A 20,392-nucleotide genomic window follows, 5' to 3' on the forward strand; every position below is an offset into this window, starting at 1 on the left:
AGAATGGCAATCCGCCCTTGGTCGGGCGATTGCGGTTAGTCCTGTACCGGCGTCAGGGCGATGCGCAGGGCATCGATGGCCGCATCGCGGGCCGCAGCGTCGGCAAAGGCGGGGCTGTCGGCAACGCACTCGCCTTCCAGCCAGACACTGAAACCCAGTGCCTCGCTGCGCAGGTCCAGCGCCTGGCCGGCTTGCAGTTGCTTGGTCACGGCACCGGCGGCCTTGCCGTCGGCGAAATGACGCGACAACAGCAATTGCTCACCATCGGCGGACAGCAGGCGGAAGCGGAAGCTGCCGTCGTCTTCGCGGAAGCTGACGAAGCGTGCGCTCTTGGCCGCTTTCTTTTTCGTGCTCGCCGCCACTTGTACCTGGTTGACGAACGAACGCAGGCCCACCGCCTCGCGCAGCTCGTTGAGGAACGGCGTGGCCACGGCGCGGGCTTTCTTGGCGCCGGCCTGCAGGATGTCTTCCAGGTCCGAAGGACGCTCGATCAACTGGTGATAACGCTCGCGGGCTTCGCCCAGCTGGTCGTCCAGCAGGGTGAACAGACGGCCCTTCGCCTCGCCCCAGCCCAGGCCTTGCAGCAGTTCACCACGGAACTCGTCGGCCTGGGTCGGCGTGGCGAACGCCTTGAACAGGGTGAACAGGTGCGAGTTGTCCGGGTCCTTGGCTTCGCCGGGGGCCCGGGAGTCGGTGACGATGCGCGAGATCGCGTCCTTCATCTCCTTGGCGCTCGTGAACAACGGAATGGTGTTGTCGTAGCTCTTGGACATCTTGCGACCGTCGAGGCCCGGCAAGGTGGCGACGCTTTCCTCGATCAGCGCCTCGGGCAGGGTGAAGAACTCCTTGCCCTGGCCGAACAGGTGGTTGAAGCGCTGGCCGATGTCGCGGGCCATTTCCACGTGCTGGATCTGGTCGCGACCGACCGGCACCTGGTGGGCGTTGAACATCAGGATGTCCGCGGCCATCAGGACCGGATAGCTGTACAGGCCCATGGTGATACCGGCGTCCGGATCCTCGCCGGCTTCGACGTTCTTATCCACCGAGGCCTTGTAGGCGTGGGCGCGGTTGAGCAGGCCCTTGGCCGCCACGCAGGTCAGCAGCCAGGTCAGTTCCGGGATTTCCGGAATGTCCGACTGGCGATAGAAGGTCACGCGCTCCGCATCCAGGCCACCGGCGAGCCAGGTCGCGGCGATCTCCAGGCGCGAGCGCTGGATGCGCAGCGGGTCGTCGCACTTGATCAGCGCGTGGTAGTCCGCCAGGAAATAGAACGAATCGGCATTGCTGTCGCGGCTGGCGAGGATCGCCGGGCGGATGGCACCGGCGTAGTTGCCCAGGTGCGGCGTGCCGGTGGTGGTGATGCCGGTGAGGATACGCGTACGAGTAGTCATGGGTAATCGCTTATCAGACTGCAATCAATTCGAGAGTCGTGGCAGCACCAGATCCTTGAGGTCGGTGAGCTTGCCATGAAAAAAGTGCCCGCATTCTGCCACTTTCAGCAGCTCATGGGGGCGTTCGAGCGCAGCGGACCAGTCGTAGACCCGTTGCGGCTCGACCACTTCGTCGGTTTCCGGCTGGATCAGGGTCAGCGGACAGTTCTGCGGCAGCGAATCGCTATCGCGCAGACGCATCACCGCGGGCGCGACCATGAACAGGTGCGCGAGCGCCTCGCCACGGGCTTCCAGGCGCCCGCCAAGGCTGGCCGCGACAAAGCCGCCAAAGGAGAAACCGAGCAGCGTCATCGGCAGCGTCGGATGCTTGGCCCGCAGCCATTCGGCCGCTGCCTGGGCGTCGTCCACTTCACCGCTGCCCATGTCGTGGCTGCCCTCGCTGGCACCGACGCCGCGGTAGTTGAAACGCAAAGTGACCAGGCCGGCATCGCGCGCCGTGCGTTGCAGGGTCGAGACCACCTTGTTGAGCATGGTGCCGCCTTGCACCGGGTTCGGGTGGCAGATCAGCGCCACGCCACGGGCATCGGCCACATCCAGATACAGGGTTTCCAGCTGGCCTGCCGGGCCGGCAATCACTACGGGGGTTTCACGCATAAGCAAGGGAGGAACTCCGTGACCTCGAATCGGGTCGACTCGTCTAGCAAATTGTCTGTGCCAATCTATTGCGAGTGAATCGCGGTATACAGCGCAGGTTCGAGCCGTTAACGTAAAGCAAAGCCGTTTATAGAGGAAGGACTCGTGGAACACTCGCTCTTAGTTTGGTTGTTGCCGACTCTTGCCCTGATCGCGGGTGTCGCCATTGGATTTCTGGTCGCTCGCCTGCTGCCGAATGCCGCGCCTAACCGCACGCAGCGTCAGCTGGATGATATTCAGGAACGTTTTGACAGCTATCAGAACGAAGTGGTCACCCACTTCAACAGCACCGCCACGCTGGTGAAAAAACTCACTCAAAGCTATCAGGAAGTACAGGATCATCTCGCCGAGGGCGCCAACCGTCTGGCCCTGGACGAACTGACTCGCCAACGCCTGCTGGCCGCGCTGCACTCCGACTCGGTGCAGGCACCGCGCGAGCGCCTGACGCCACCGCGCGACCAGGAACCGCCACGGGACTACGCGCCAAAGTCGCCTAACGCGCCTGGCATGCTCGACGAGCATTACGGCCTGAAGAAGTAATCGGGCTTCGCGCCCCATGAAAAGCCCCCGGCCAACTCGGTTGTCCGGGGGCTTTTTTTATCTGGTGATTTGGTAGCGGCCTCTTCGCAGGCAAAGCCGTGAGGAGACCGGCAAGGACCCCACACAAAAATGCCCGATCACAGGATCGGGCATTTCTTCGTTCGAACGATCAGTTACGGATACTGCTGGACCGTACCCGGCTGTTGCTGGCCGCCATACTGCTGGCCGGGAATCGCCTTGAGGTTCACTTCCACCCGGCGGTTCTGCGCACGGCCATTGACGTCGCCATTGCTGGCGATCGGGTTGTCCGGGCCAGCGCCACGGGACGACAGGTTGGCCCCGCTGACACCTTGCGAAGTCAGGTAGGTCGCCACGCTCTGGGCACGACGCTGGGACAGGTCCATGTTGTGCTGGCGGCTGCCGGTGCTGTCGGTGTAGCCGACGATTTCGATCTGGTTCTGGTTGAACTCCTTGAGGGAGCTGGCGAGGTTGTTCAGCGGCTGATAGAAGCTGGGGGCGATGTTCGCCGAGTCGGTGGCGAAGGTGATGTTACCCGGCATGATCAGCTTGATCTGATCGCCCTGGCGCTGCACTTCGACCCCGGTATTGGCCATGCTGGCGCGCAGTTTCTTTTCCTGCTGGTCGGCGTAGTAGCCATAGCCGGCGGCGGAAGCACCCACCACCGCGGCGCCGATCAGCGCGCCCTTGCCACGGTTGTTGTGGTCGATGGCGGCACCGGCCAGCGCGCCGGCCAAGGCCCCCAGGCCACCGTATTTTGCAGTTTTGCTCATGCCCGTGGAGCCGTCGGCCTGCCCTTGGTTGTCATAGGGGTTAGGCGAAGCACAGCCGGACAACAAGGCCACAGCGGTAGCAACAACGATCAAACGACGCGAGGTGAACATGGAGAGGCTCCTACTTTTTACATTCTGTGATGCAGCGGACGTTGGCAACGGACCTTTGCTGGCGTTTGAACACGGCTTAGGACAAAAATTCCGTGAAACTTTTGACAGCAATGTCAGGCCCTGACAAAGGGATTTTCACGCATTTCATCGCCCAGGCGGGTGTCCGGACCATGACCGGCGACTACCACCGCCTCCTCGTCGAGGGTGTACAGGCGCTGCTGGATCGAACGCACGAGGGTGGCCTGGTCGCCACCCCACAGGTCCGTGCGCCCTACCCCGCGCTTGAACAGGGTGTCACCGGCAATCAACAGCTTAGCTTCTGCGAACCAGAAACTCATGGAGCCCGGGGTATGACCCGGCGTATGCAGGGCCACGCCGCAGCCGCAGGCCAGTTCTTCGTCGTCCGCCAGCCAGCGATCCGGCGCCGGCACCGGCGTGTACGGCACGCCGAACAGGCCGCACTGCATCTCCAGGTTGTCCCAGAGGAATTGATCGTCCTTGTGCAGATGCAGGGTCGCGCCGGTTTTCTCCTTCATCTGCCCGGAGGCCAGGAAGTGATCCAGGTGGGCGTGGGTGTGAATGATGCTGACCACCTTCAGCCCCAGGGCATCGAGCCGCGCCATGATCAGCTCGGGATTGCCCCCCGGATCGACGACTATGGCCTTTTTGGTCACGGGATCGCCGATGATCGTGCAGTTGCACTGCAAGGGGCCGACGGGGAAGGTTTCGCGGATGAGGGCGGGTTTTGCGCTGTTCATGAAGGGTCCTGAAAGGCGGGTACCAGGTCGATGGCGCCAAGGGTGACCGCAATCGCCCCCGACTTTCAACACCCCACGCAGCAGGCCCCCCTAGGCCAGGGTTCCCCAGACCTGCACCAGGCCCAGCAGGTGCACCAGCCCATACACCAGGCAGATCGCCGAACTGACCACGATAAAGCGCGTACTGCGCCCGGTGCCCGCCAGCGCCAACGGTCCCAGCAGGCCCCGCAGCAGATAGACCAGAGTGATCGCGATCAGCGCCGGGCGCAGCAGCGGCAAGGGTTCGATCACCCCGGCCGCGGACAGCGCATAGGCCGCCCAGGCCGTGAGCACCAGGGCGATCCCGGCCGTGACCAGCGCCGGGAACCAGCGCCCGGCCTGGGCCGCCCGCACGAATCGCTCTCCCGCGCCGAACAGCCGATACCAGGAAGGCCCGACCATGATCACCCCGACATGCATCAGCGCCGCCAGCAGGCTGAGCCCGGCGCCGACCAGCAGCGCCATGTTGTATTCACTTGCCATTTCTTCGCTCCTTGAAGCCCGTCACGGATCAGTCCTGTGACCCCAGCGCAGCAGCATAGACCTCATGGCGCCCCAGCGGCGAGCGCCATGCGGACGGCGTCAGCGAGTGGCCGCTTCGGCGCGGGTGCCGATGTCCATCACCTGGTAGCGCACATGGCGGCCACTGACCGCCGCGGCCGCTTCCACGCCGCCGGTCATGGCGCCAAAGATGCCGTGCCCGGTCCGGGTGGACGCGCCGCACAGGTACAGGTTGCGGATTTCCGTCTTGGCTCCCGGCCGTTTGTTCAGGAAGTACTCCGGGGTAAAGGCCAGGCCGTAGGAAGTCCCGCCCTCGGAGCCGATGAACCGCGTCACCGAGAACGGCGTCGAGACTTCCTGGTAGACGATGTGTTCCGACATCCCCGGGATCACCCGTTCCGCCAGGGCGATCAACTGGCGTGCATACCAGTCTTTTTTCGCCAGGTAGGCCGGGTTGTTCCGATAGCTGCCATCGTCCAGCTCGGCCTGGGTCACCCCCCAGCTCTGCGGCGTCGAGGGCACGGCCGACATCAGTTGCAGGTTATAGATGCCCGGCGGCGCGATGGCCGGGTTGTCCGGATCCTTCATGGTGGCGTTGCCGATGAACAGATGGGGCTCCTCGGGAAACACGCCGGCGAACACGTCGCGATAGGCCTTCTCGTAGTCGCAGCCCGGGTAGATGCGATAGTTGGTGTTCTTCAGGCCCATGGCCTTGAGGTCCATGTCGATGCCCAGATACACCACACCCATGGCCGGGGACATCTCGAACCGCTCGGCGCGGCGCACCGTCTCGGGCTTGAGGTGCTGGCGACCGATCAGCCCCAGCAGGGCCTGCTTGATATCGGCGTTGCAGATCACCGCGTCGGCCTTGACCACGCGTTTGCCCAGGTGCTTGTTGCTGAACTCGACCCCCACGGCGCGACCGTTCTCGATCAGGATGCGTTCGACCTTGGAGCGCAGGAGGATCTTGCCGCCCTTGCGCTCGACCACCGCGCCCAGCTTGTCGGAGAACAGCTGGCCACCGCCCGAGGGGTAGTAGGAACCCTGCAGGAAGTGGTTGACCACCGCCGCGTGCCCGGCCATGGTCGCGCGGCTCGGCGGCTGGTGATAGACCCCCAGCTGGCCCGTGAGGATGGCCCGCAGGCGCTGGTTCTGCGTGCAGGTGTCGAGGAACTGCGCCACCGTCGAATTGGCATGGCGCATCAGCATCCACGAGCGCGGCAGCACCCACAGCGCCGTCAGCGGGCGCGAGTGGATGCCCATGAAATCCCAGACCTGCTGCAGCATCTTGAAGTAGCGGTCGATGCCCGCCCGTTCCTCGGGAAAGGCCTCCAGCAGCTTTTCGCGAAAACGTTCGTAGCCACGCGGCACCGCGAACTGGAAATCGGGAAAGCACAGGGTCTCGAAACCTTCCGGGTCCTGCTCGATGAACTTGATTTCACCGTCGTCGATGCCGGCGCCCCGCAGAATCCGCGGAATCAGGCCGTGCTTGCCGCAATCGCCGATGTAGTGCAGGCCGACGTCGAACTCATAGTCCTTGCCCTTGCGGTGAAACACCGTGGCGCAGCCGCCCATTTCATAGTGCATGTCCAGCACCAGCACCTGCTTGCCACGGTTGGCCAGGGTCGCGGCGGCTGTCAGGCCGCCGATGCCGGCGCCCACCACTATCACGTCGAAGGTGTCGCTCTCGAGGGTCTTGAATCGGTCGAAGCTTTGCATGGGGTACGGTTCCAGTCGCGTATCAGGCATGGGCCAGGTGGTGGTCGCGTGTCGGGTCGACCGCGTCGGCCTCGCGAATCAGGTGCGGCAGCTTGTTCGGCTTGCGGCTCCACTGTTCATGGTGTTCCAGGGGCGGAATCCGCTGCAGGATCACCGGCCAGTGCTGGACCAGCTCGGCGTTGAGCTGGATGAAATGGCGGTTGCTGTCATCGAGCTGGTTCTCCGGCTGGATCGCCTCCTCCGGGCACTCCGGCAGGCACAGGCCGCAGTCGACGCACTCCTGGGGGTTGATCGCGATGAAGTTGGGGCCCAGGTGGAAGGCATCCGCGGGGCAGATATCGACGCAGCTGGTGTGGCGGCACTGAATGCAGTTGTCAGTCACTACGTAGGTCATGGTGAGTCTCGTGAAGGTCTGGTTTGACTGGGAAGCCGCCGCTCAGAAATAGCGGTCGACCAACAAGCGCGCCGACAGCATCGTTCCGATGAAGCCTGCGCCGGGGAATGTCCAGGCGCCGACCTGGTACAGACCCTTGACCGGGTATTTCTGCGGGAAGCGGTTGAACAGGCCGGACTGTCGCGTGCTCTGCTCGAAGCCGTAGATCGCGCCTTCCGGGTTATGGGTGAACTTGGTCATGGTGCGCGGCGAGCCTGCCTCGCAGACCTCGATGTGCCGGCGCAGACCGGGAATCACCCGCTCGGCGTTGCCGATCAGCAGCTCGGTCAGCTCATGCTTCTTGCGCCGGTAGTCGAGCTTGCCCAGGGAATGCCATTCGCTGGGCCCGGTCAGGGTGAACAGGCCCAGGCTGGACTTGCCGGGCGGGACCATCGAGGCGTCGACGTTGGAGAAGTAGTTGATCGACCAGCTGGTGTTGTCACCGTGCAGCTCGCCGGCCTGGATATGCTCGAACTGCTCGCGCTGGGTCTTGCGCGGGGCGAAGAAGTGGATGTACTCCTCGGGGCCCACGCCCAGTTCGCTCAACGAACAGTCGAGCCCCAGGTAGACCTGGAACCCCGACACCGACAGCTTGAGCCGGCGCAACCGCGCGCGGTACTTGTCGCTGAAGTGCTGCTCGCCCGCCAGGGCCATGACCGCATGGGGCGAGATATTGGCCACGACATTGCGGGTCTTGACCTTGCCCGACTTGCGCGTCACCACCCCGCCGACCCGGCCGCGCTCGACCAGGATCTGGTTGACCGACGACTCCAGCTCGACCCGGCCGCCATGCTGCTCGATGACCTCGACCAGCGCGTTGGACAAGGCCTGCGAGCCGCCCTTGATCGAGTAGCCGCCGTTCTCCAGGTAGTCGATGAAGGGGTAGGAGAAATAGCCGAACGCCAGGTCCTTGGCCGGCAGGCCGTAGTAGCTCCATTGCGCCGACAGCACTTCCTTGAGCCGCTCGTTGGCAGTGAAGCGCGAGAAGTAGTGGTCCACCGTTTCGTGGCCATACTTGAGCACCCGCGGATACGCCATGGGCGTGGCCACCAGCCGCATCCAGAACGGCTTGCGCGAATACAGGAAACCGCACAGGTCCTTGTAGTTGCGCTGCGACTCGGCGAACAGCCGGTTGATGTTGTCGACCTCGTCGGGAAAGAAGCGAAACAGCTCGCGCTTGTAGCCTTCCAGGTCGCGGTGGCCGACCGTGAGGTCGATGTCCGCCGAGCGATAGCGGTACAGCGTCGGGTGATGCAGGAACTCGACCTTGTCGGCCACGCCGCAGGCCTCGATCACCTTGAACGACTCGGCGCCGCGCACCACCCCGTCGAACGAATGCAGCGACACATCGAAATTGAAGTCCTTGCGGCGGAAGTTGCTGGCATAGCCACCGGCGACATTGTGCTTTTCCACCACCAGGACCTTCTGGCCCCGCTGCGCCATGAGGCTGGCGCTCGCGAGCGCGCCAAGGCCCGCGCCGACGAAAACGGTATCGTATTCTTGACTCATGATTTCTCCTGGCTCTGCGGCCAGATCAGAACTGCCAATCAGGCCGTCAGGCCGCCATCGATGACGAAGGTCTGGCCGGTGATGTAGTCGGCCTGGGGCGACAGCAGGAAGCTGGCCAGGGCCGCCACCTCCCGCACTTCGCCGAAGCGCTTGAGGGGAATGGTGTCAGTGATCGACTTGCGCACCGGCGCGGCGATCTGCTCGACCATCTCGGTGGCAATGAAACCCGGGGCGATGGCATTGACGGTGATCTTGAAGCGCGCCAGTTCCAGGGCCATGGTCTTGGTGATGCCGATCATCGCCGCCTTGGTCGCCGAGTAACCCAGCTGCCCCTTGTTGCCCTTGAGCCCGCTGACCGAGGACATGTGCAAGATCTTGCCGCGCCGCTCGCCGGCCATCGCCGGGGCCAGGCACTTGCTGAAATACACCGCCGAATCGAGGTTGGTCGCGACCACGTCGCGGTAACGCTCGATGTCGAACTTGAACAACAGCTGGTCGCCGGTCACGCCCATGTTGTTGATCAAGCCGTAGGGCTCGCCCAGGGTCTGCACCAATTGCCCGCACACCGCCTCGACCGACGCCGGATCGCGCCCGTCGCAGGCATGCCCCTGGGCTAGGCCGCCGCTGGCGGCCACTTCGCGCTCCAGTTGCTCGGCCGCGTCGGCCGAGGACTGATAGGTGAACGCGACCTGATAGCCCTCCCGGGCCAGGGCCAGCACCAGCGCGCGCCCGATGCCGCGACTGCCGCCGCTGACCAGCACCCATTTACCGTTTGAAGACTGCTGAACATCCATGATCTACATCCTTTGACCTGATGATCCCTGCCGCCGTTAGGCCGGCACGGCGTTTTTCCGGGCTTCCGCGCGGGCGAAGAAATCGAAGATTTCCTCGAAATAGCGGTCCCGGTGTTTCTTGTGGTTTTCCAGGTGGCGGCAATCGTCGAAACCGACCACATGCAACGCTTCGCAATCCAGGCTGAGCCCCGCGACGCTGGCATCCGGGATGAAGCGGTCGTTGCGCCCGTAGAAATAGGCGATCGGCAAATGACGCACGCCGCGCAGCGAACGATCGATGGCGCAGGTGCCCGTGGGGACCGCCAGCCGACTGCCGCTGATCCAGCGCATGGCCAGCCGCAGCGGCCCGCGCGTGAAGTAGCTGCGCACCGAAATCGGCACGCTGTCCAGCACCGCCGAGGTAAAGGGCGTGGCATCCCGCGCCAGGGCGTGGGACAGGTGATAGCCACCGAACGAACAGCCCACCAGGTGGATGGGCAGGCCGGGGTTGTCCCGGGTCACGCGCCGGGCAATCGCCAGTACATCGTCGGCGAACGCATGGCCGCCGATGGTGCTGCGGCCGAAGCCTTTGAAGTTGAAGGCGACCACGTGATAACCCTGGTCGAGAAAGGCCTGGTCCAGCTTGTTCTCGAAAAAGTAGTGCATGCCGTACTTGAGGAACGGATGACACAACAGCACCACGCCGCGAGGGTGCATGGCCGTGGTACGCAGGGAAGCGCCCTCCAGCCGGCTGCCATCGCGCGCCGTCTCGACAAAGCCCGCCGCGCGGCCGGGCACCTCGCGCTTCCAGCCCTGCACCTGGCGGAACATCACCCGGATGAACAGCTTGGAAATGGCGATCCCCAGCCAACCGGTGGATTGCTCGTTCTTGCTCATGCCCGCCTCCATTGCCTGGCTTTCATCTCCGCATAGCCGAATGCGGCTTCGTAGCTGGGCCCCGCCACCCAGGCGCTGAGAAACTGCACGCCCTGTACCGGGAACCCGTGATGGAACACATGCCCCTTGAGGTCGGTCCCCACCATCGCGCCATACCCCGAGCCGTCGGTGTTGTTGGTAAAGCGCACATAGGTGTGGGGCGTGGCAACTTCGGTATGCAGCACATGCCCGCGCAACTGCGGCACCTGGCTCAGCAGGCGCTCCACCAGGACCTCGCCAGCCCGCTGCTTCTTGGCCCGGTACTCCGCGGTGCGGCGCTTGGGCCAGTGGGCGATCGAGTCGAGCACGTTGATGCACACCACCAGGCCCGCCGTCGGGTCCAGGGCGTGATAGTTGGTGACTTCGATCGGCGACATTTCCCAGAAGGCCCGCTCGCTGAGGGCCGCCTCATAACCACTGGCCTCGGCCGCCATGCGCAGCTCGGCGCCGGCCGCCGGGTCGCGGGCGAACAGCATCGACTCGCTGTGCTCCAGGCCCAGTTGCTCCGGCGGCAGGTCAGTCACCAGGTACACAGTGGTGGTCGAGCGGGCCGGCTTCAGCGCGGTGAGCTTCTCGCGGGTGGCCGCCAGCTCCACATCCGCCGCGAACAGCTGCTGCACCGCGTAGTGCGGCGAAGCGTTGATGTACACCCGCGACGAATGGAACACGCCACGGTTGGTACGCACGCCCGTGGCGTTGCCCTGGCCGTCGGTGAGCACGCCATCGACCCGGGTGCTCAGCAGCACCTGCCCGCCGGCCTGCTCGATACGCTGCGCCAGCAGGTTCGACAGGAGCTGCGAGGAGCCCGCGACATAGGCGTTGCCACGGTTCAGCGTGGCGTACACCACATGCAGGTAATACAGGTAGCCCAGGTCCTCCGAGTAGCCCCCGACATAGATGCCCGGCGCCGCCAGGATCTCGATCAGGTAGGGATCGTCGAACAGCTCGTGCAGCGCCTGGCGCACGGTCTTGTGCTTCAGGTGGCGATGGGCGAAGCGCAACTGGGCCATGTCCGGTTCGAAGCTGCCGTCGAGCATCTGGAACTGGTAATAGCCATTGCGCCCGTAGGTGCGCACATGCTCGAAAAAAGTCGCGATGGCCTCGGCCTGATGCGGGAAGCGCTCGGCCAGCTGGCGCTGCGCCTCGTCCGCATCGTTGGCCAATGGCAAGGTGTTGCCGTCCTGGTAGGCGCAGAAGTAGTCCCGGGGATAGACCAGCTCCAGTGCCTGCGTCAGCTCCAGGTCGCGCAGGATGCGGATCAGGTTACCGCCCTCGGCCATGCCGCTGAGCTTGTGCAGGCTGCAGTCGAACACCGCGTCCTGCTTCGGCCGGCTGAAGGTCGAGGCGTAGCCGCCGACGACAATATGCTTGTCGATCACCAGCAGGCGCACGCCGGGGTTGCGCTTCACCAGCATCGCCGCGCAGGCCAGGCTGGTGATCCCGGCACCGACGAAGATGGCGTCCCAGGACGGCTGGCTCATTGCCGCAGCCCCAGCTTGTCGACCCAGGCGTAGATCTCGGTGAAGCGCTGGTCATTGAGCCGGGCGTTGTGTTCCGAGCGCCAGACCTCCTCGATCTTCGCCTTGTCGTCCATCGCGATCGGGAACTCGAACGAGGTGTGCCGGGCGATTTCCGGGTTGTAGGTGAACATGTCGATCAACGCCGGAATGATCCGGCGGCTCATGGCCTTCACCTGGGCGATGGATTCCGGGCTGGCCGTTTCGAAGAACGACTCGCTGATCCAGCGGCCAAAGGCGATGTGCCGGGCCTCGTCATGGTGATGCTCGCGGAACAGGGTGCGGGTCATGGGCTCGATGCCGGCGCCCTGGGAGGTGTGCATCGCACCCATTTCCGCGACCCACTCGATCAGCAGGGTGAACAGCACGCCCACCGCCGGTTCCATCTTCGGCAGCGTCTCGGTGAGCAGCTCGTAGAGCCCCACCGGCGGATTCCATATCTGCAGGCCGGCCTTGGCCATGAAGCGCTTGAACGTCAGGGTATGCACGATCTCCTCCTTGGAGAAGATCATCAGGTACTCCTGCAGGTCCTGGGAGATGCGGTCATGGAACTGGGTGACATAGCCCATGTACAGCGGCGGGATGGTCTGCTCCAGCCAGATGAACATGGAGATGTCGCGACCGGTCTCCAGCCAGGCCAGCTCCAGCTTCTGCGCCTCGCTCAGGCCTTCGCAGAAACGCGTGCCGCTGATCCACAGATGGTCGGGGTTCTTCGGGTACTGGCTGCGATCGACTTCCTGGTCCCAGGGCAGTACGGTCGCGTGGTCCATGGTCTTGTGGTGCGAGACTTCGCTCAGCTTGCGGACCTTGGATTCTCTTGCTTCTGAAATGGCGAGCACACTATTGATCAGCGCGGACATTCCCTTGCTCCTATGCGTAACGGTGGACCTGCCCGATCAGGCAGGTACGGCGGCCGATTCCTTGAGCTCGACCACGAACTCGCACAACTGGCGCAGCGTGGCGATCTTGCGGCTGACGAATGAATCGGGGTCCAGCGCCACGCCGATCTTCTTCTGCACCACGACCTGCATCTCGACGAAATCCAGGCTGTCGAACTCCATCGACTCGATGTTGGTATCGAGGGTCACGGCGTCTTCGTCGACATCCTTGAGTTCCAGGATCAGCTCGCGAACTACGGCGAATACATGCTCTACGGTGGTCATTGCATAACTCCTTGGGAGGTTGGGAGGGCCTTTATCATCAGCCCCAGGGTGATGGTCATTACGTGGCGATCGCTGACGTGCACCCCCAGATCGAGGGTGCCCACGGCCTTGCCCGGGCTTTCGATCAGGTGGATGTTGTCGATCTCGCAGCGAATATCGGCCTGCAGTTCGCCCAGGGAACGCAGCGACGTGCAGAAGGTGATCTGGTGGCTGGTCTGCACCACCAGATGGTCGGCCAGGTCCTCGAGCCGCCCTGGCCGCGGCCGCTGGCTGAATTGCGGCGACAGGCAATCGAAGATCACGCCCAGCTGGGTGCGAATGAAGTGGGAAAAGACCAGCGCATCGAGCGCGACCCAGTCATCGAAGCCCCGCCCCAGGTCGTCGCGAAAGCGGGCGAGCCAGGCCATCACCTCCTCGCGCGCCAGCAGGAAGCCCGGGGTCGTGGAAGACCAGACCGGAGCCTCGACGGCGCGTACATGGCCGATGACGTGTTCACTGCCGCCGTCGCTGGAATGCAGCTTGAACCCGGTGCTGTCGCTGCGCTCGCGGGTCGACAGGGCGACCGTGCTGTCGCGCAGCACCGGCGCCTTGAGCAGCGCCTTGAACTGCATCCAGTCCTGGGCCAGCGCCTGTGCCACCCGGCCCATGCGGTGCTTGACCGGCAGCAGCGCCAGCATGCCGTGCACCACCACATCGGCGGCGTCCATGCGGCGGGCCGCCTCGAGGTCGAAATGAATCGGGTTGCGATCGCCGGAGAGGCCGGCCCAGGCCTCGATCTGCTCGGCTCCGAATTGCAGCTGCATGATCAGACCACCTTGCGCAGCATGATGCCGGCGTTGGCGCCACCGAAGCCGAAGCTCAGGTTCAGCACGTTCTCCAGGGTCTGCCCATGCAGGTGCTCGTTGGGCACGTAATTGAGGTCGCAGTCAGGGTCGGCCTCGTCCATGTGGATGGTCGCCGGAATCGTGCCGCGGGCCATGGCCTTGAGGCAGAAGATCGCCTCCATGGACCCGGCGGCGCCGATCAGGTGGCCGGTATAGGACTTGGTGCTGGACATCGGAATGCCGTAGGCAGCGTCCCCCAGGGCCAGCTTGACCGAGCGGGTTTCGTTGACATCGTTGAGCGGCGTCGAAGTGCCGTGCAGGTTGACGTAGTCGATCTGCGATGCCTCTACGCCGGCCTGGCGGCAGACGTCATTGATCACCCGTACCCGGGCCTGCATGTCTTCGGCCGGGGCCGTCATGTCGTAGGCGTCCGAATAGTTGGCGTAGCCGGTGATCTCGCCCAGGATCTTCGCGCCCCGCGCCCGGGCCAGCTCATAGTCTTCCAGGCACAGCACCGCCGCGCCCTCGGAGAGCACGAAGCCGCTGCGGCCCTTGCTGAACGGGCAGCAGGCCAGGCGTGGGTTTTCCTGTTCCTTGGTCAGGGCCTGGATCACATCCACCGACCAGACGTTGAACTGCTCCTTCAGGGATTCGCTGCCGCCGGCGATCATCACCTGGGCGCGGCCGCTGCGGATCGCTTCGTAAGCCTCGCCGATGGCGATGGTGCCGGTGGCGCAGGCCGCCACCGGGCTGTTCTGGATACCGCGCATGTTCCAGTTCATGGTGATGCCGGCGGTGGCGGCATTGCACATCGACATGACGGTGGCGAACGAGGTGGAAATGCCCTGCTCGCGATATTCGTTGTTGTTGCAGTTGGCGGTGTCCAGGCCACCCCAGCCGGTGCCCAGGATCACCCCGCGATCGAAGGGCGAGACGATCTCGTCCAGCGGCGTGTCGCCAAACGCCATGTGGATCGCCTCATGGGTGGCCACCAGGCTGTACTTGGCGAACAGCGGCAACATCTTGGAGATCTTTTTCGAAAACGGCCGCATCGCCTCACGACCGAAATCGTCGATGAAGCCGAAGTAACGCGCATGGATGCTCGGATCGTCGAAGCGGTGCTGACGGTAGCCGACCTGGTAATCCATCATCGCGTCCCAGATGGCGTTGACATTCTGGCCGAGCGAGCAAATGGCGCCATAACCGGTTACAACGACCCGGCGCGGAGCTGAAGAAGCGGGCTTTTCCATGATCTTCCCTGTTTCGATGTCTTGGCTGGAGATGCCACGCAGCCTGAAGAAGCCTGTTCCAGAGGCCCGCACTGTCAGTGGCATGTTCGGCGATAAAGCAAGTGGTGGCATTCGCAAGTACCGGCCATGACGTCTAGTTGAAACTCGTTCAACATTGAAGAATGCATCGCGGCGACCTCGAATAGGCCTTAACCACCGGCGGGCATAAGTTGTCGTAATTGCCCGGGACCGACAACTGTATCTAGGTACAGATCAGCGCAGACTTAACAATTTCAAACAACGCCAGCGGCGACTACACCTAAGTACAGGTTGCCGCAGAGCGCAGATTGATAAACTAACAACAGTCATGCGATTGACTTTCTCGCGCCTGGATTCCCCATCTAGCGCAGCCCTTCACTTAGTACTTAAGTACCACTTCTCACGGAAGAGACTTAGCCACATGAAATCTATCGAGTTTCACGCACTGGCCTACAGTGCGACACCCCATGCCTGGGTTTCAGACTTGTATGGTTTGCGTAAAGAAGTATTCGCCGATCGTTTAAATTGGAAAGTGAATATAAACAACGGCATCGAATTCGATGAATACGACAACGAGCGGACCACCTACCTGATCGGCACCTGGGACAACATCCCGCTGGCCGGTCTGCGCCTGATCAACACCCTGGACCCGTATATGGTCGAAGGCCCCTTCCGGGACTTTTTCCGTTGCCAGCCGCCCAAGCAGGCGCTGATGGCCGAGTCCAGCCGCTTTTTCGTCGACAAGACCCGCTCGCGCCAACTCGGCCTGGCCTCGGTGCCGCTGACCGAAATGCTGCTGTTGTGCATGCACAACCATGCCGCGGGCAGCGGCCTGGAGTCGATCATCACGGTGGTCAGTGCCGCCATGGGGCGGATCGTGCGCAACGCCGGCTGGCACTACGAGGTGCTGGACAGCGGCGAAGCCTCGCCGGGGGAAAAGGTGCTCTTGCTGGACATGCCGGTAAACGAGCTCAACCGTCAGCGGCTGCTGGCCGGCATTGCGCGCAAGCATCCACTGTCGCCCCGCCAGGCCAGCCAGTGGCCACACCGCCTGCTGCCCCTCGACGAACCCCGGCGGATCAGCGCCTGATCAGAGAATGCCCTGGCGCTGCGCCTCGTAGACCGCCTGCTTGGCATTGCAGACCTGCAGCTTCTCGGAAATGTTGGACATGTGAAACTTCACGGTACGCTCGGAAATCGCGCACATCAGCGCGATTTCCCGGTAGACCTTGCCCATCATCACCAGCTTGAGCACCCCCAGCTCCCTGGCCGAAAGCGGACCGTTCTGCGACTCGGGAAACAGTTCGTCCACCGTGCGCAGGCTCAACAGCCGTCCGTGAAAGCGGATCAGGGCCATCTGGATCTGCCCTTGCTGGTCAGCCATGCGCCGCTCGAAATCGGCTTGCTGGCCGCTATCGCAAAGGCTCAGGGAACTGAACATGCCGCCGGCGTCATGCAGGGTAAAGGTGGCGCCGAAACAGATCCGGTACTGGCTGGAACGGCGAAACAGCTCCAGGCCCTTGTCGTTGCCACACGCCTGGAGGGCATCGCTCCAGGCAAAGGGCGCACAACTTTTAAGGCCGTGATGAATGATCGGATCGATCAGATGATAGTTGGCATTCTTATAGGCCTTGAGCCAGCGCGAGGGATAGTTGGAAACAATAAGCGGGGTCACTTCCCGGTTTTTAGGCGCGGCAAAATAGGCATAACTTAGTCCCTGCACGTCACCGAGCAGCTTTTCAAGTTCTAATTGCAAACAGACGTTTGATTGACTCTCATCGGCGACGATAAAGTCTGAGTATTTAAGTCGACTATCCATGTCATGAACTCATTGTCTTTTAGGATTACTTCGCCACTGCGACGACGGCGAAGATAATGCAAGATTTTTTATTATGTCCGATCGGGTAATAATGGCGCGGACGTACCAATTAGTTAACGGGATACGCCGACGAAATATCTTCAAGCATGGTCAAAGGGAAATCAAGTGAACGCATTGTACGGCTTTAGTTGTACTTGCGAGGAAGTATACAGAGCTATTTGTGATGTTTTTTTGACGACGAAATAAAGCCACTCGTTATTTATTCGCGGCCACGTCGAACAAGTATCAAAGCCAGCGCTCTAGCCCGGTCGTGACAGGCAATGCCCCAGCCAGGGCCGGCATCTTGCCTGTCACGCTTCGCGAAACCGGCCCCGGCGGCAGGAGACCGCCCCCGGCTAGAACGTGAGCGGCAACGTCTGCTCGCCTTCCAGCGCCAGCAGGTACTGCTTGGCCTGCAGCCCGCCGGCAAAGCCGGTCAGGCTGCCGGAGGCGCCGATCACCCGATGGCAGGGAGCGATGATCGAGATCGGATTCCGGCCGTTGGCCGCCCCCACCGCACGCACGGCCCTGGGGCTGCCGACCTGTACGGCAATCTGGCTGTAGCTGCGGGTTTCACCGAAGGGAATGGTCAACAGCGCCTGCCAGACCTTGCGCTGGAACTCGGTGCCGACAAAATCCAGCGCCAGGTCGAAACGCTCGCGGCTACCGGCAAAGTACTCGTTGAGTTGCCGCTCGGTTTCCAGCAGGACCGGATGATCCTCGGCCGCTTGCAGCGGGCCGAGACGCACCCGGTTCTCGCGTTCGCTTTCCCAGAGAATCGCGGCGAGCTTCGCGCCTCGGGCCACCAGGGTCAGTTGGCCGACAGGCGAGTTCATCAATTTGAATACGCAGGACATGCTAGGTCTCCTTCAATCCGCCAAGGAAATCGGGCCCGCAACCTTGCGGTTGGTCAGCCTTTCCTCAGTACGCCCTCACTGTAATCCCGGGTTCGAGCGCAAGAACCTCGTTTCTTGCGCTCGAACCCGCACCATGCGCGGGCGCGGCGCCGAGGCTAGTTATCCTCTTCGATCAGGTAGCAATTGTCACTGCCGCTGCGCCGCCCATGAGGGTCGACGATAAGCGCCCCGCGGCCGTTGCCGCATTCGAGCAAGGGCACCGGCGACAATTCCCGCTGCTGGTCGATGCGCGCGTTGAAGCGAACGATATAGACGCCCAGGGCGATCGATACAGCGAGAATCAGCACCAGGCACAGCACCAATTGATCGCCATAACCGACGCCGCGGCCGGGGTCGTCAGAATGCCGGGGGAACATGATCCGCCCCCGTCCGGCCGACGTCTTGTCCGATCAGGAACCAGCTCAGGGACCCTCCTGCCCCCAAGCGCGGCAATGGTGTCCTGGAGGGCAGGACACAAGCCATCAGGCCGAAAAGGATCAGGACCAGCAGAGTGCCCTTGATCAGCGAAGACAGGTTCATAGCGGCATCACGCTCTGGATTGGGAAGAGCCGCCAGCCTAGAGAACGCCGGGTTAACACCAGGTAAACATCGGCACCAGGCCACCGGACTCCGCTATCCTTCGGCCCATCGCGCGACAAGGGGTCCAGGGGGGGCCGTTCCCATGCATATTCATCTGCTGCTGGTCGAGGACAACCTCGACCTGGCCAACACCGTCATTGAATACCTCGAGATCGGCGGCATGGTCTGCGACCACGCCAGCAATGGCCAGGCCGGCCTCAACCTGGCCCTCGCCCAGCACTACGACGTGATCCTCCTGGACATCATGCTGCCGCGGCTCAACGGCCAGCAGTTGTGCGAACAGCTGCGCCAGCAAGGCAACCAGACGCCCATCCTGATGCTGACCTCGCTCGATGCCCTGCCGGACAAGCTCATGAGTTTTGCCGCCGGGGCCGACGATTACCTGGTCAAGCCCTTCGAACTGGCCGAGCTGGTAGCCAGGATCCGCGCCCTGAGCCTGCGCCGCAGCGGCCAGGCCAGCCGCCTGCAAGTGGCCGACCTGGTCATGGAGCTGACCACCCGCCAGGTCAGCCGCGCCGGCCAGGAACTGCGCCTCACGCCCACCTGCTGGACCCTGCTGGAATGCCTGATGCGCGCCAGCCCCGAACCGGTCAGCCGCGAACGCCTGGAGGCCAGCATCTGGGGCGACGAGCCGCCGGACAGCAACACCCTCAAGGTGCACATGCACCGCCTGCGCAAGACCGTGGACAAATCCTTCGGCCAGCCGCTGATCCATACCCTGCCTGGCGTTGGCGTACAGCTGAGGCCCCATGCGTAAGGGCCTGAGCCTGAAATGGGTGATCAGCGGCAGCTTCCTGCTGCTGATCGCCGTGGTGTTGCTGATCTACAGCCTGCTGTTGCCGGAATACAGCGTGCGCGGCCTGCTCTACACCGCCAGCGCCATGATGGAGGAAGAGGCCCTGTACTTCGTCAGGCATTACGAGAAAGACCCCGACCGGCCCCCACCGCAGAACTATTTCTTCAACAGCGTTATCGGCAAGGAAGCGCTGCCGCCGAAAATCCGCCAGTTGCTGGATACGCCGCCCACCCTGTCCTTCGGCGCCGTGCGGGTATTCGGCGACCTGGACGCCGACGGACAGGACGAAGTCAAGGCGATCCTGGCCCAGCCCCTGGGTGACGGTAAAACCCTGTATATGTTCGATGTCGATCACGACCATGAAGAAGGGGGCGAGGTCGAGACGCCGTTGTCCGATGCCTATCTCGATCACGAACTCAACAGCGTCCATTTCATCAGCCTGGCGGTGTTCGTCCCGGCGCTGATCATTATCGTGCTGCTGGTCTGGTGGCTGGTGCGCCCCCTCGGCCGGCTGGCCCAGTGGTCCACCACCCTGAAGGATCCGGCCGCGGTGTCCAGCCAGCGTCCGAATTTCCGCTTCACCGAATTCAATGTGCTGGCCGACTCGCTGGCCCAGAGCGTGCAACAGGTCCAGGCCGCCAGCCTGCGCGAAGGCCGGCTGCTGCGCTACACCAGCCATGAACTGCGCACCCCGCTGGCGGTACTCAAGGCCAATATCGAACTCCTGGCCCTGCAGTCCGGCGGCGCCCTGCCGCTGCCCCTGCAACGCATCGAGCGCTCGGTGCTGAACATGCAGCGCATCGCGGAAACCCTGCTGTGGATGAGCCGCGAACTCCCCGAGGCCCTGCCCGAGGAAGCCGTCGACATGAGCGGGCTGCTCAACGAGCTGATCGAGGAACACCGCTACCTGATCGGCTCCCGGGACATCGAACTGCTCCTCGACATCGACAACGAACCCTGCCGCCTTCCCCTGACCGCGTGCCGCATCGTGGTCGGCAACTTCCTGCGCAATGCCCTGCAGTACGCCGATGAAGGCAGTATCGAGATCGGGTTCCGCTACCCGCGCCTGAGTATCGTCAACCGCATTCGTGACACCAGGCAGGTCGAGCCATCCGGCGATTTCGGCTACGGCCTGGGCCTGGAACTGATGCGCCAGCTATGTGCCCGACTGGGTTGGCGGATCGAAGTCACGACCGAACAGCAGCACTTCTGCGTGAGCCTGGAGTTCGCCGATCCGGCCGCAGACGCGCCCGAGCCTGCGCCTGGCGAATAGCTT

At 63.2% G+C, this 20,392-nt stretch carries 22 protein-coding genes; 4 read left to right on the plus strand and 18 right to left on the minus strand.

Going from position 1 to position 20,392, the window contains the following annotated elements; genetic code table 11:
* Positions 1 to 35 precede the first annotated feature (35 nt).
* On the minus strand, positions 36 to 1,391 hold the full coding sequence (locus tag TO66_RS25850; protein ID WP_044464939.1) for a tryptophan--tRNA ligase: 1,356 nt from the start codon (positions 1,389 to 1,391) through the stop codon (positions 36 to 38).
* A gap of 24 nt (positions 1,392 to 1,415) precedes the next feature.
* Complete coding sequence (locus TO66_RS25855) at positions 1,416 to 2,045, minus strand: alpha/beta hydrolase (RefSeq protein WP_044464940.1); 630 nt, start codon at positions 2,043 to 2,045, stop codon at positions 1,416 to 1,418.
* 144 nt (positions 2,046 to 2,189) lie between these two features.
* Between TO66_RS25855 and TO66_RS25860 the strand changes: the two genes are divergently transcribed.
* Complete coding sequence (locus TO66_RS25860) at positions 2,190 to 2,624, plus strand: YhcB family protein (RefSeq protein WP_044464941.1); 435 nt, start codon at positions 2,190 to 2,192, stop codon at positions 2,622 to 2,624.
* 173 nt (positions 2,625 to 2,797) lie between these two features.
* Here TO66_RS25860 and TO66_RS25865 read toward each other — a convergent pair whose 3' ends face one another.
* The 13 genes from TO66_RS25865 to TO66_RS25925 all read right to left on the minus strand — a co-directional run bounded on the left by TO66_RS25865 (position 2,798) and on the right by TO66_RS25925 (position 14,948).
* Positions 2,798 to 3,526 (minus strand): OmpA family protein, encoded by a 729-nt coding sequence (locus tag TO66_RS25865; protein WP_044464942.1) that lies wholly within the window; start codon positions 3,524 to 3,526, stop codon positions 2,798 to 2,800.
* A 113-nt stretch (positions 3,527 to 3,639) separates the two neighbouring features.
* On the minus strand, positions 3,640 to 4,284 hold the full coding sequence (locus tag TO66_RS25870; RefSeq protein WP_044464943.1) for an MBL fold metallo-hydrolase: 645 nt from the start codon (positions 4,282 to 4,284) through the stop codon (positions 3,640 to 3,642).
* Between the two features lie 90 nt (positions 4,285 to 4,374).
* The gene (locus tag TO66_RS25875; RefSeq protein ID WP_044464944.1) at positions 4,375 to 4,806 is read right to left on the minus strand and encodes a hypothetical protein; all 432 of its coding nucleotides are present in this window, start codon (positions 4,804 to 4,806) and stop codon (positions 4,375 to 4,377) included.
* Positions 4,807 to 4,905: 99 nt separating this feature from the next.
* Positions 4,906 to 6,543, minus strand: a complete 1,638-nt coding sequence (locus TO66_RS25880; RefSeq protein WP_044464945.1) for an NAD(P)/FAD-dependent oxidoreductase — start codon at positions 6,541 to 6,543, stop codon at positions 4,906 to 4,908.
* Between the two features lie 22 nt (positions 6,544 to 6,565).
* Complete coding sequence (gene fdxA / locus TO66_RS25885) at positions 6,566 to 6,937, minus strand: ferredoxin FdxA (RefSeq protein ID WP_044464946.1); 372 nt, start codon at positions 6,935 to 6,937, stop codon at positions 6,566 to 6,568.
* Between the two features lie 42 nt (positions 6,938 to 6,979).
* A complete protein-coding gene (locus TO66_RS25890; RefSeq protein WP_044464947.1) occupies positions 6,980 to 8,485 on the minus strand; it encodes an NAD(P)/FAD-dependent oxidoreductase in 1,506 nt (501 codons plus the stop codon).
* A gap of 38 nt (positions 8,486 to 8,523) precedes the next feature.
* Positions 8,524 to 9,279 carry an SDR family NAD(P)-dependent oxidoreductase gene (locus TO66_RS25895; RefSeq protein ID WP_044464948.1) on the minus strand — a complete coding sequence of 252 codons (756 nt, stop codon included), beginning with the start codon at positions 9,277 to 9,279 and terminating at the stop codon, positions 8,524 to 8,526.
* Positions 9,280 to 9,315: 36 nt separating this feature from the next.
* The gene (locus TO66_RS25900; RefSeq protein ID WP_044464949.1) at positions 9,316 to 10,155 is read right to left on the minus strand and encodes an alpha/beta hydrolase; all 840 of its coding nucleotides are present in this window, start codon (positions 10,153 to 10,155) and stop codon (positions 9,316 to 9,318) included.
* Positions 10,152 to 11,675 carry an NAD(P)/FAD-dependent oxidoreductase gene (locus TO66_RS25905; RefSeq protein ID WP_044464950.1) on the minus strand — a complete coding sequence of 508 codons (1,524 nt, stop codon included), beginning with the start codon at positions 11,673 to 11,675 and terminating at the stop codon, positions 10,152 to 10,154. Before TO66_RS25905 ends, TO66_RS25900 begins: the two co-directional genes overlap by 4 nt.
* The gene (locus TO66_RS25910; RefSeq protein ID WP_044464951.1) at positions 11,672 to 12,571 is read right to left on the minus strand and encodes a diiron oxygenase; all 900 of its coding nucleotides are present in this window, start codon (positions 12,569 to 12,571) and stop codon (positions 11,672 to 11,674) included. The genes TO66_RS25905 and TO66_RS25910 overlap by 4 nt, the downstream gene beginning before the upstream one ends.
* Positions 12,572 to 12,607: 36 nt before the next feature.
* The gene (locus TO66_RS25915) at positions 12,608 to 12,874 is read right to left on the minus strand and encodes an acyl carrier protein (protein ID WP_044464952.1); all 267 of its coding nucleotides are present in this window, start codon (positions 12,872 to 12,874) and stop codon (positions 12,608 to 12,610) included.
* Positions 12,871 to 13,677, minus strand: coding sequence for a MaoC/PaaZ C-terminal domain-containing protein (locus tag TO66_RS25920; protein ID WP_044464953.1), 807 nt, complete (start codon positions 13,675 to 13,677; stop codon positions 12,871 to 12,873). The genes TO66_RS25915 and TO66_RS25920 overlap by 4 nt, the downstream gene beginning before the upstream one ends.
* Positions 13,678 to 13,679: 2 nt before the next feature.
* The gene (locus TO66_RS25925) at positions 13,680 to 14,948 is read right to left on the minus strand and encodes a beta-ketoacyl-[acyl-carrier-protein] synthase family protein (RefSeq protein ID WP_044464954.1); all 1,269 of its coding nucleotides are present in this window, start codon (positions 14,946 to 14,948) and stop codon (positions 13,680 to 13,682) included.
* Positions 14,949 to 15,387: 439 nt separating this feature from the next.
* Here TO66_RS25925 and TO66_RS25930 point away from each other — a divergent pair, with 439 nt between their 5' ends.
* Positions 15,388 to 16,056 carry an acyl-homoserine-lactone synthase gene (locus tag TO66_RS25930; protein WP_044464955.1) on the plus strand — a complete coding sequence of 223 codons (669 nt, stop codon included), beginning with the start codon at positions 15,388 to 15,390 and terminating at the stop codon, positions 16,054 to 16,056.
* On the opposite strand, the gene TO66_RS32940 is transcribed toward TO66_RS25930, so the two are convergent.
* The 3 genes from TO66_RS32940 to TO66_RS25945 all read right to left on the minus strand — a co-directional run bounded on the left by TO66_RS32940 (position 16,057) and on the right by TO66_RS25945 (position 18,097).
* Positions 16,057 to 16,785, minus strand: coding sequence for a LuxR family transcriptional regulator (locus TO66_RS32940; RefSeq protein WP_080925920.1), 729 nt, complete (start codon positions 16,783 to 16,785; stop codon positions 16,057 to 16,059). It abuts the gene before it with no gap.
* Between the two features lie 395 nt (positions 16,786 to 17,180).
* The gene (locus TO66_RS25940) at positions 17,181 to 17,681 is read right to left on the minus strand and encodes a methylated-DNA--[protein]-cysteine S-methyltransferase (RefSeq protein WP_044464956.1); all 501 of its coding nucleotides are present in this window, start codon (positions 17,679 to 17,681) and stop codon (positions 17,181 to 17,183) included.
* Between the two features lie 155 nt (positions 17,682 to 17,836).
* Positions 17,837 to 18,097, minus strand: coding sequence for a hypothetical protein (locus TO66_RS25945; protein WP_044464957.1), 261 nt, complete (start codon positions 18,095 to 18,097; stop codon positions 17,837 to 17,839).
* A 305-nt stretch (positions 18,098 to 18,402) separates the two neighbouring features.
* On the opposite strand from TO66_RS25945, the gene TO66_RS25950 reads away from it, so the two are divergent.
* Together TO66_RS25950 and TO66_RS25955 are read left to right on the plus strand one after the other, a co-directional pair.
* Positions 18,403 to 19,077 carry a response regulator transcription factor gene (locus TO66_RS25950; RefSeq protein ID WP_044464958.1) on the plus strand — a complete coding sequence of 225 codons (675 nt, stop codon included), beginning with the start codon at positions 18,403 to 18,405 and terminating at the stop codon, positions 19,075 to 19,077.
* Positions 19,070 to 20,389, plus strand: coding sequence for a HAMP domain-containing sensor histidine kinase (locus tag TO66_RS25955; RefSeq protein ID WP_044464959.1), 1,320 nt, complete (start codon positions 19,070 to 19,072; stop codon positions 20,387 to 20,389). The genes TO66_RS25950 and TO66_RS25955 overlap by 8 nt, the downstream gene beginning before the upstream one ends.
* Positions 20,390 to 20,392: the final 3 nt, after the last annotated feature.

This window comes from Pseudomonas sp. MRSN 12121 (assembly GCF_000931465.1).
GTDB lineage: Bacteria > Pseudomonadota > Gammaproteobacteria > Pseudomonadales > Pseudomonadaceae > Aquipseudomonas.

What these genes read in the sequence shown, in the direction of transcription:
- TO66_RS25850 (WP_044464939.1), bottom strand. Translation starts at nt 1,391, where the DNA reads ATGACTACTCGTACGCGTATCCTCACCGGCATCACCACCACCGGCACG.
- TO66_RS25855 (WP_044464940.1), bottom strand. Translation starts at nt 2,045, where the DNA reads ATGCGTGAAACCCCCGTAGTGATTGCCGGCCCGGCAGGCCAGCTGGAA.
- TO66_RS25865 (WP_044464942.1), bottom strand. Translation starts at nt 3,526, where the DNA reads ATGTTCACCTCGCGTCGTTTGATCGTTGTTGCTACCGCTGTGGCCTTG.
- TO66_RS25870 (WP_044464943.1), bottom strand. Translation starts at nt 4,284, where the DNA reads ATGAACAGCGCAAAACCCGCCCTCATCCGCGAAACCTTCCCCGTCGGC.
- TO66_RS25875 (WP_044464944.1), bottom strand. Translation starts at nt 4,806, where the DNA reads ATGGCAAGTGAATACAACATGGCGCTGCTGGTCGGCGCCGGGCTCAGC.
- TO66_RS25880 (WP_044464945.1), bottom strand. Translation starts at nt 6,543, where the DNA reads ATGCAAAGCTTCGACCGATTCAAGACCCTCGAGAGCGACACCTTCGAC.
- fdxA (WP_044464946.1), bottom strand. Translation starts at nt 6,937, where the DNA reads ATGACCTACGTAGTGACTGACAACTGCATTCAGTGCCGCCACACCAGC.
- TO66_RS25890 (WP_044464947.1), bottom strand. Translation starts at nt 8,485, where the DNA reads ATGAGTCAAGAATACGATACCGTTTTCGTCGGCGCGGGCCTTGGCGCG.
- TO66_RS25895 (WP_044464948.1), bottom strand. Translation starts at nt 9,279, where the DNA reads ATGGATGTTCAGCAGTCTTCAAACGGTAAATGGGTGCTGGTCAGCGGC.
- TO66_RS25900 (WP_044464949.1), bottom strand. Translation starts at nt 10,155, where the DNA reads ATGAGCAAGAACGAGCAATCCACCGGTTGGCTGGGGATCGCCATTTCC.
- TO66_RS25905 (WP_044464950.1), bottom strand. Translation starts at nt 11,675, where the DNA reads ATGAGCCAGCCGTCCTGGGACGCCATCTTCGTCGGTGCCGGGATCACC.
- TO66_RS25910 (WP_044464951.1), bottom strand. Translation starts at nt 12,571, where the DNA reads ATGTCCGCGCTGATCAATAGTGTGCTCGCCATTTCAGAAGCAAGAGAA.
- TO66_RS25915 (WP_044464952.1), bottom strand. Translation starts at nt 12,874, where the DNA reads ATGACCACCGTAGAGCATGTATTCGCCGTAGTTCGCGAGCTGATCCTG.
- TO66_RS25920 (WP_044464953.1), bottom strand. Translation starts at nt 13,677, where the DNA reads ATGCAGCTGCAATTCGGAGCCGAGCAGATCGAGGCCTGGGCCGGCCTC.
- TO66_RS25925 (WP_044464954.1), bottom strand. Translation starts at nt 14,948, where the DNA reads ATGGAAAAGCCCGCTTCTTCAGCTCCGCGCCGGGTCGTTGTAACCGGT.
- TO66_RS25930 (WP_044464955.1), top strand. Translation starts at nt 15,388, where the DNA reads ATGAAATCTATCGAGTTTCACGCACTGGCCTACAGTGCGACACCCCAT.
- TO66_RS32940 (WP_080925920.1), bottom strand. Translation starts at nt 16,785, where the DNA reads ATGGATAGTCGACTTAAATACTCAGACTTTATCGTCGCCGATGAGAGT.
- TO66_RS25940 (WP_044464956.1), bottom strand. Translation starts at nt 17,681, where the DNA reads ATGTCCTGCGTATTCAAATTGATGAACTCGCCTGTCGGCCAACTGACC.
- TO66_RS25945 (WP_044464957.1), bottom strand. Translation starts at nt 18,097, where the DNA reads ATGTTCCCCCGGCATTCTGACGACCCCGGCCGCGGCGTCGGTTATGGC.
- TO66_RS25950 (WP_044464958.1), top strand. Translation starts at nt 18,403, where the DNA reads ATGCATATTCATCTGCTGCTGGTCGAGGACAACCTCGACCTGGCCAAC.
- TO66_RS25955 (WP_044464959.1), top strand. Translation starts at nt 19,070, where the DNA reads ATGCGTAAGGGCCTGAGCCTGAAATGGGTGATCAGCGGCAGCTTCCTG.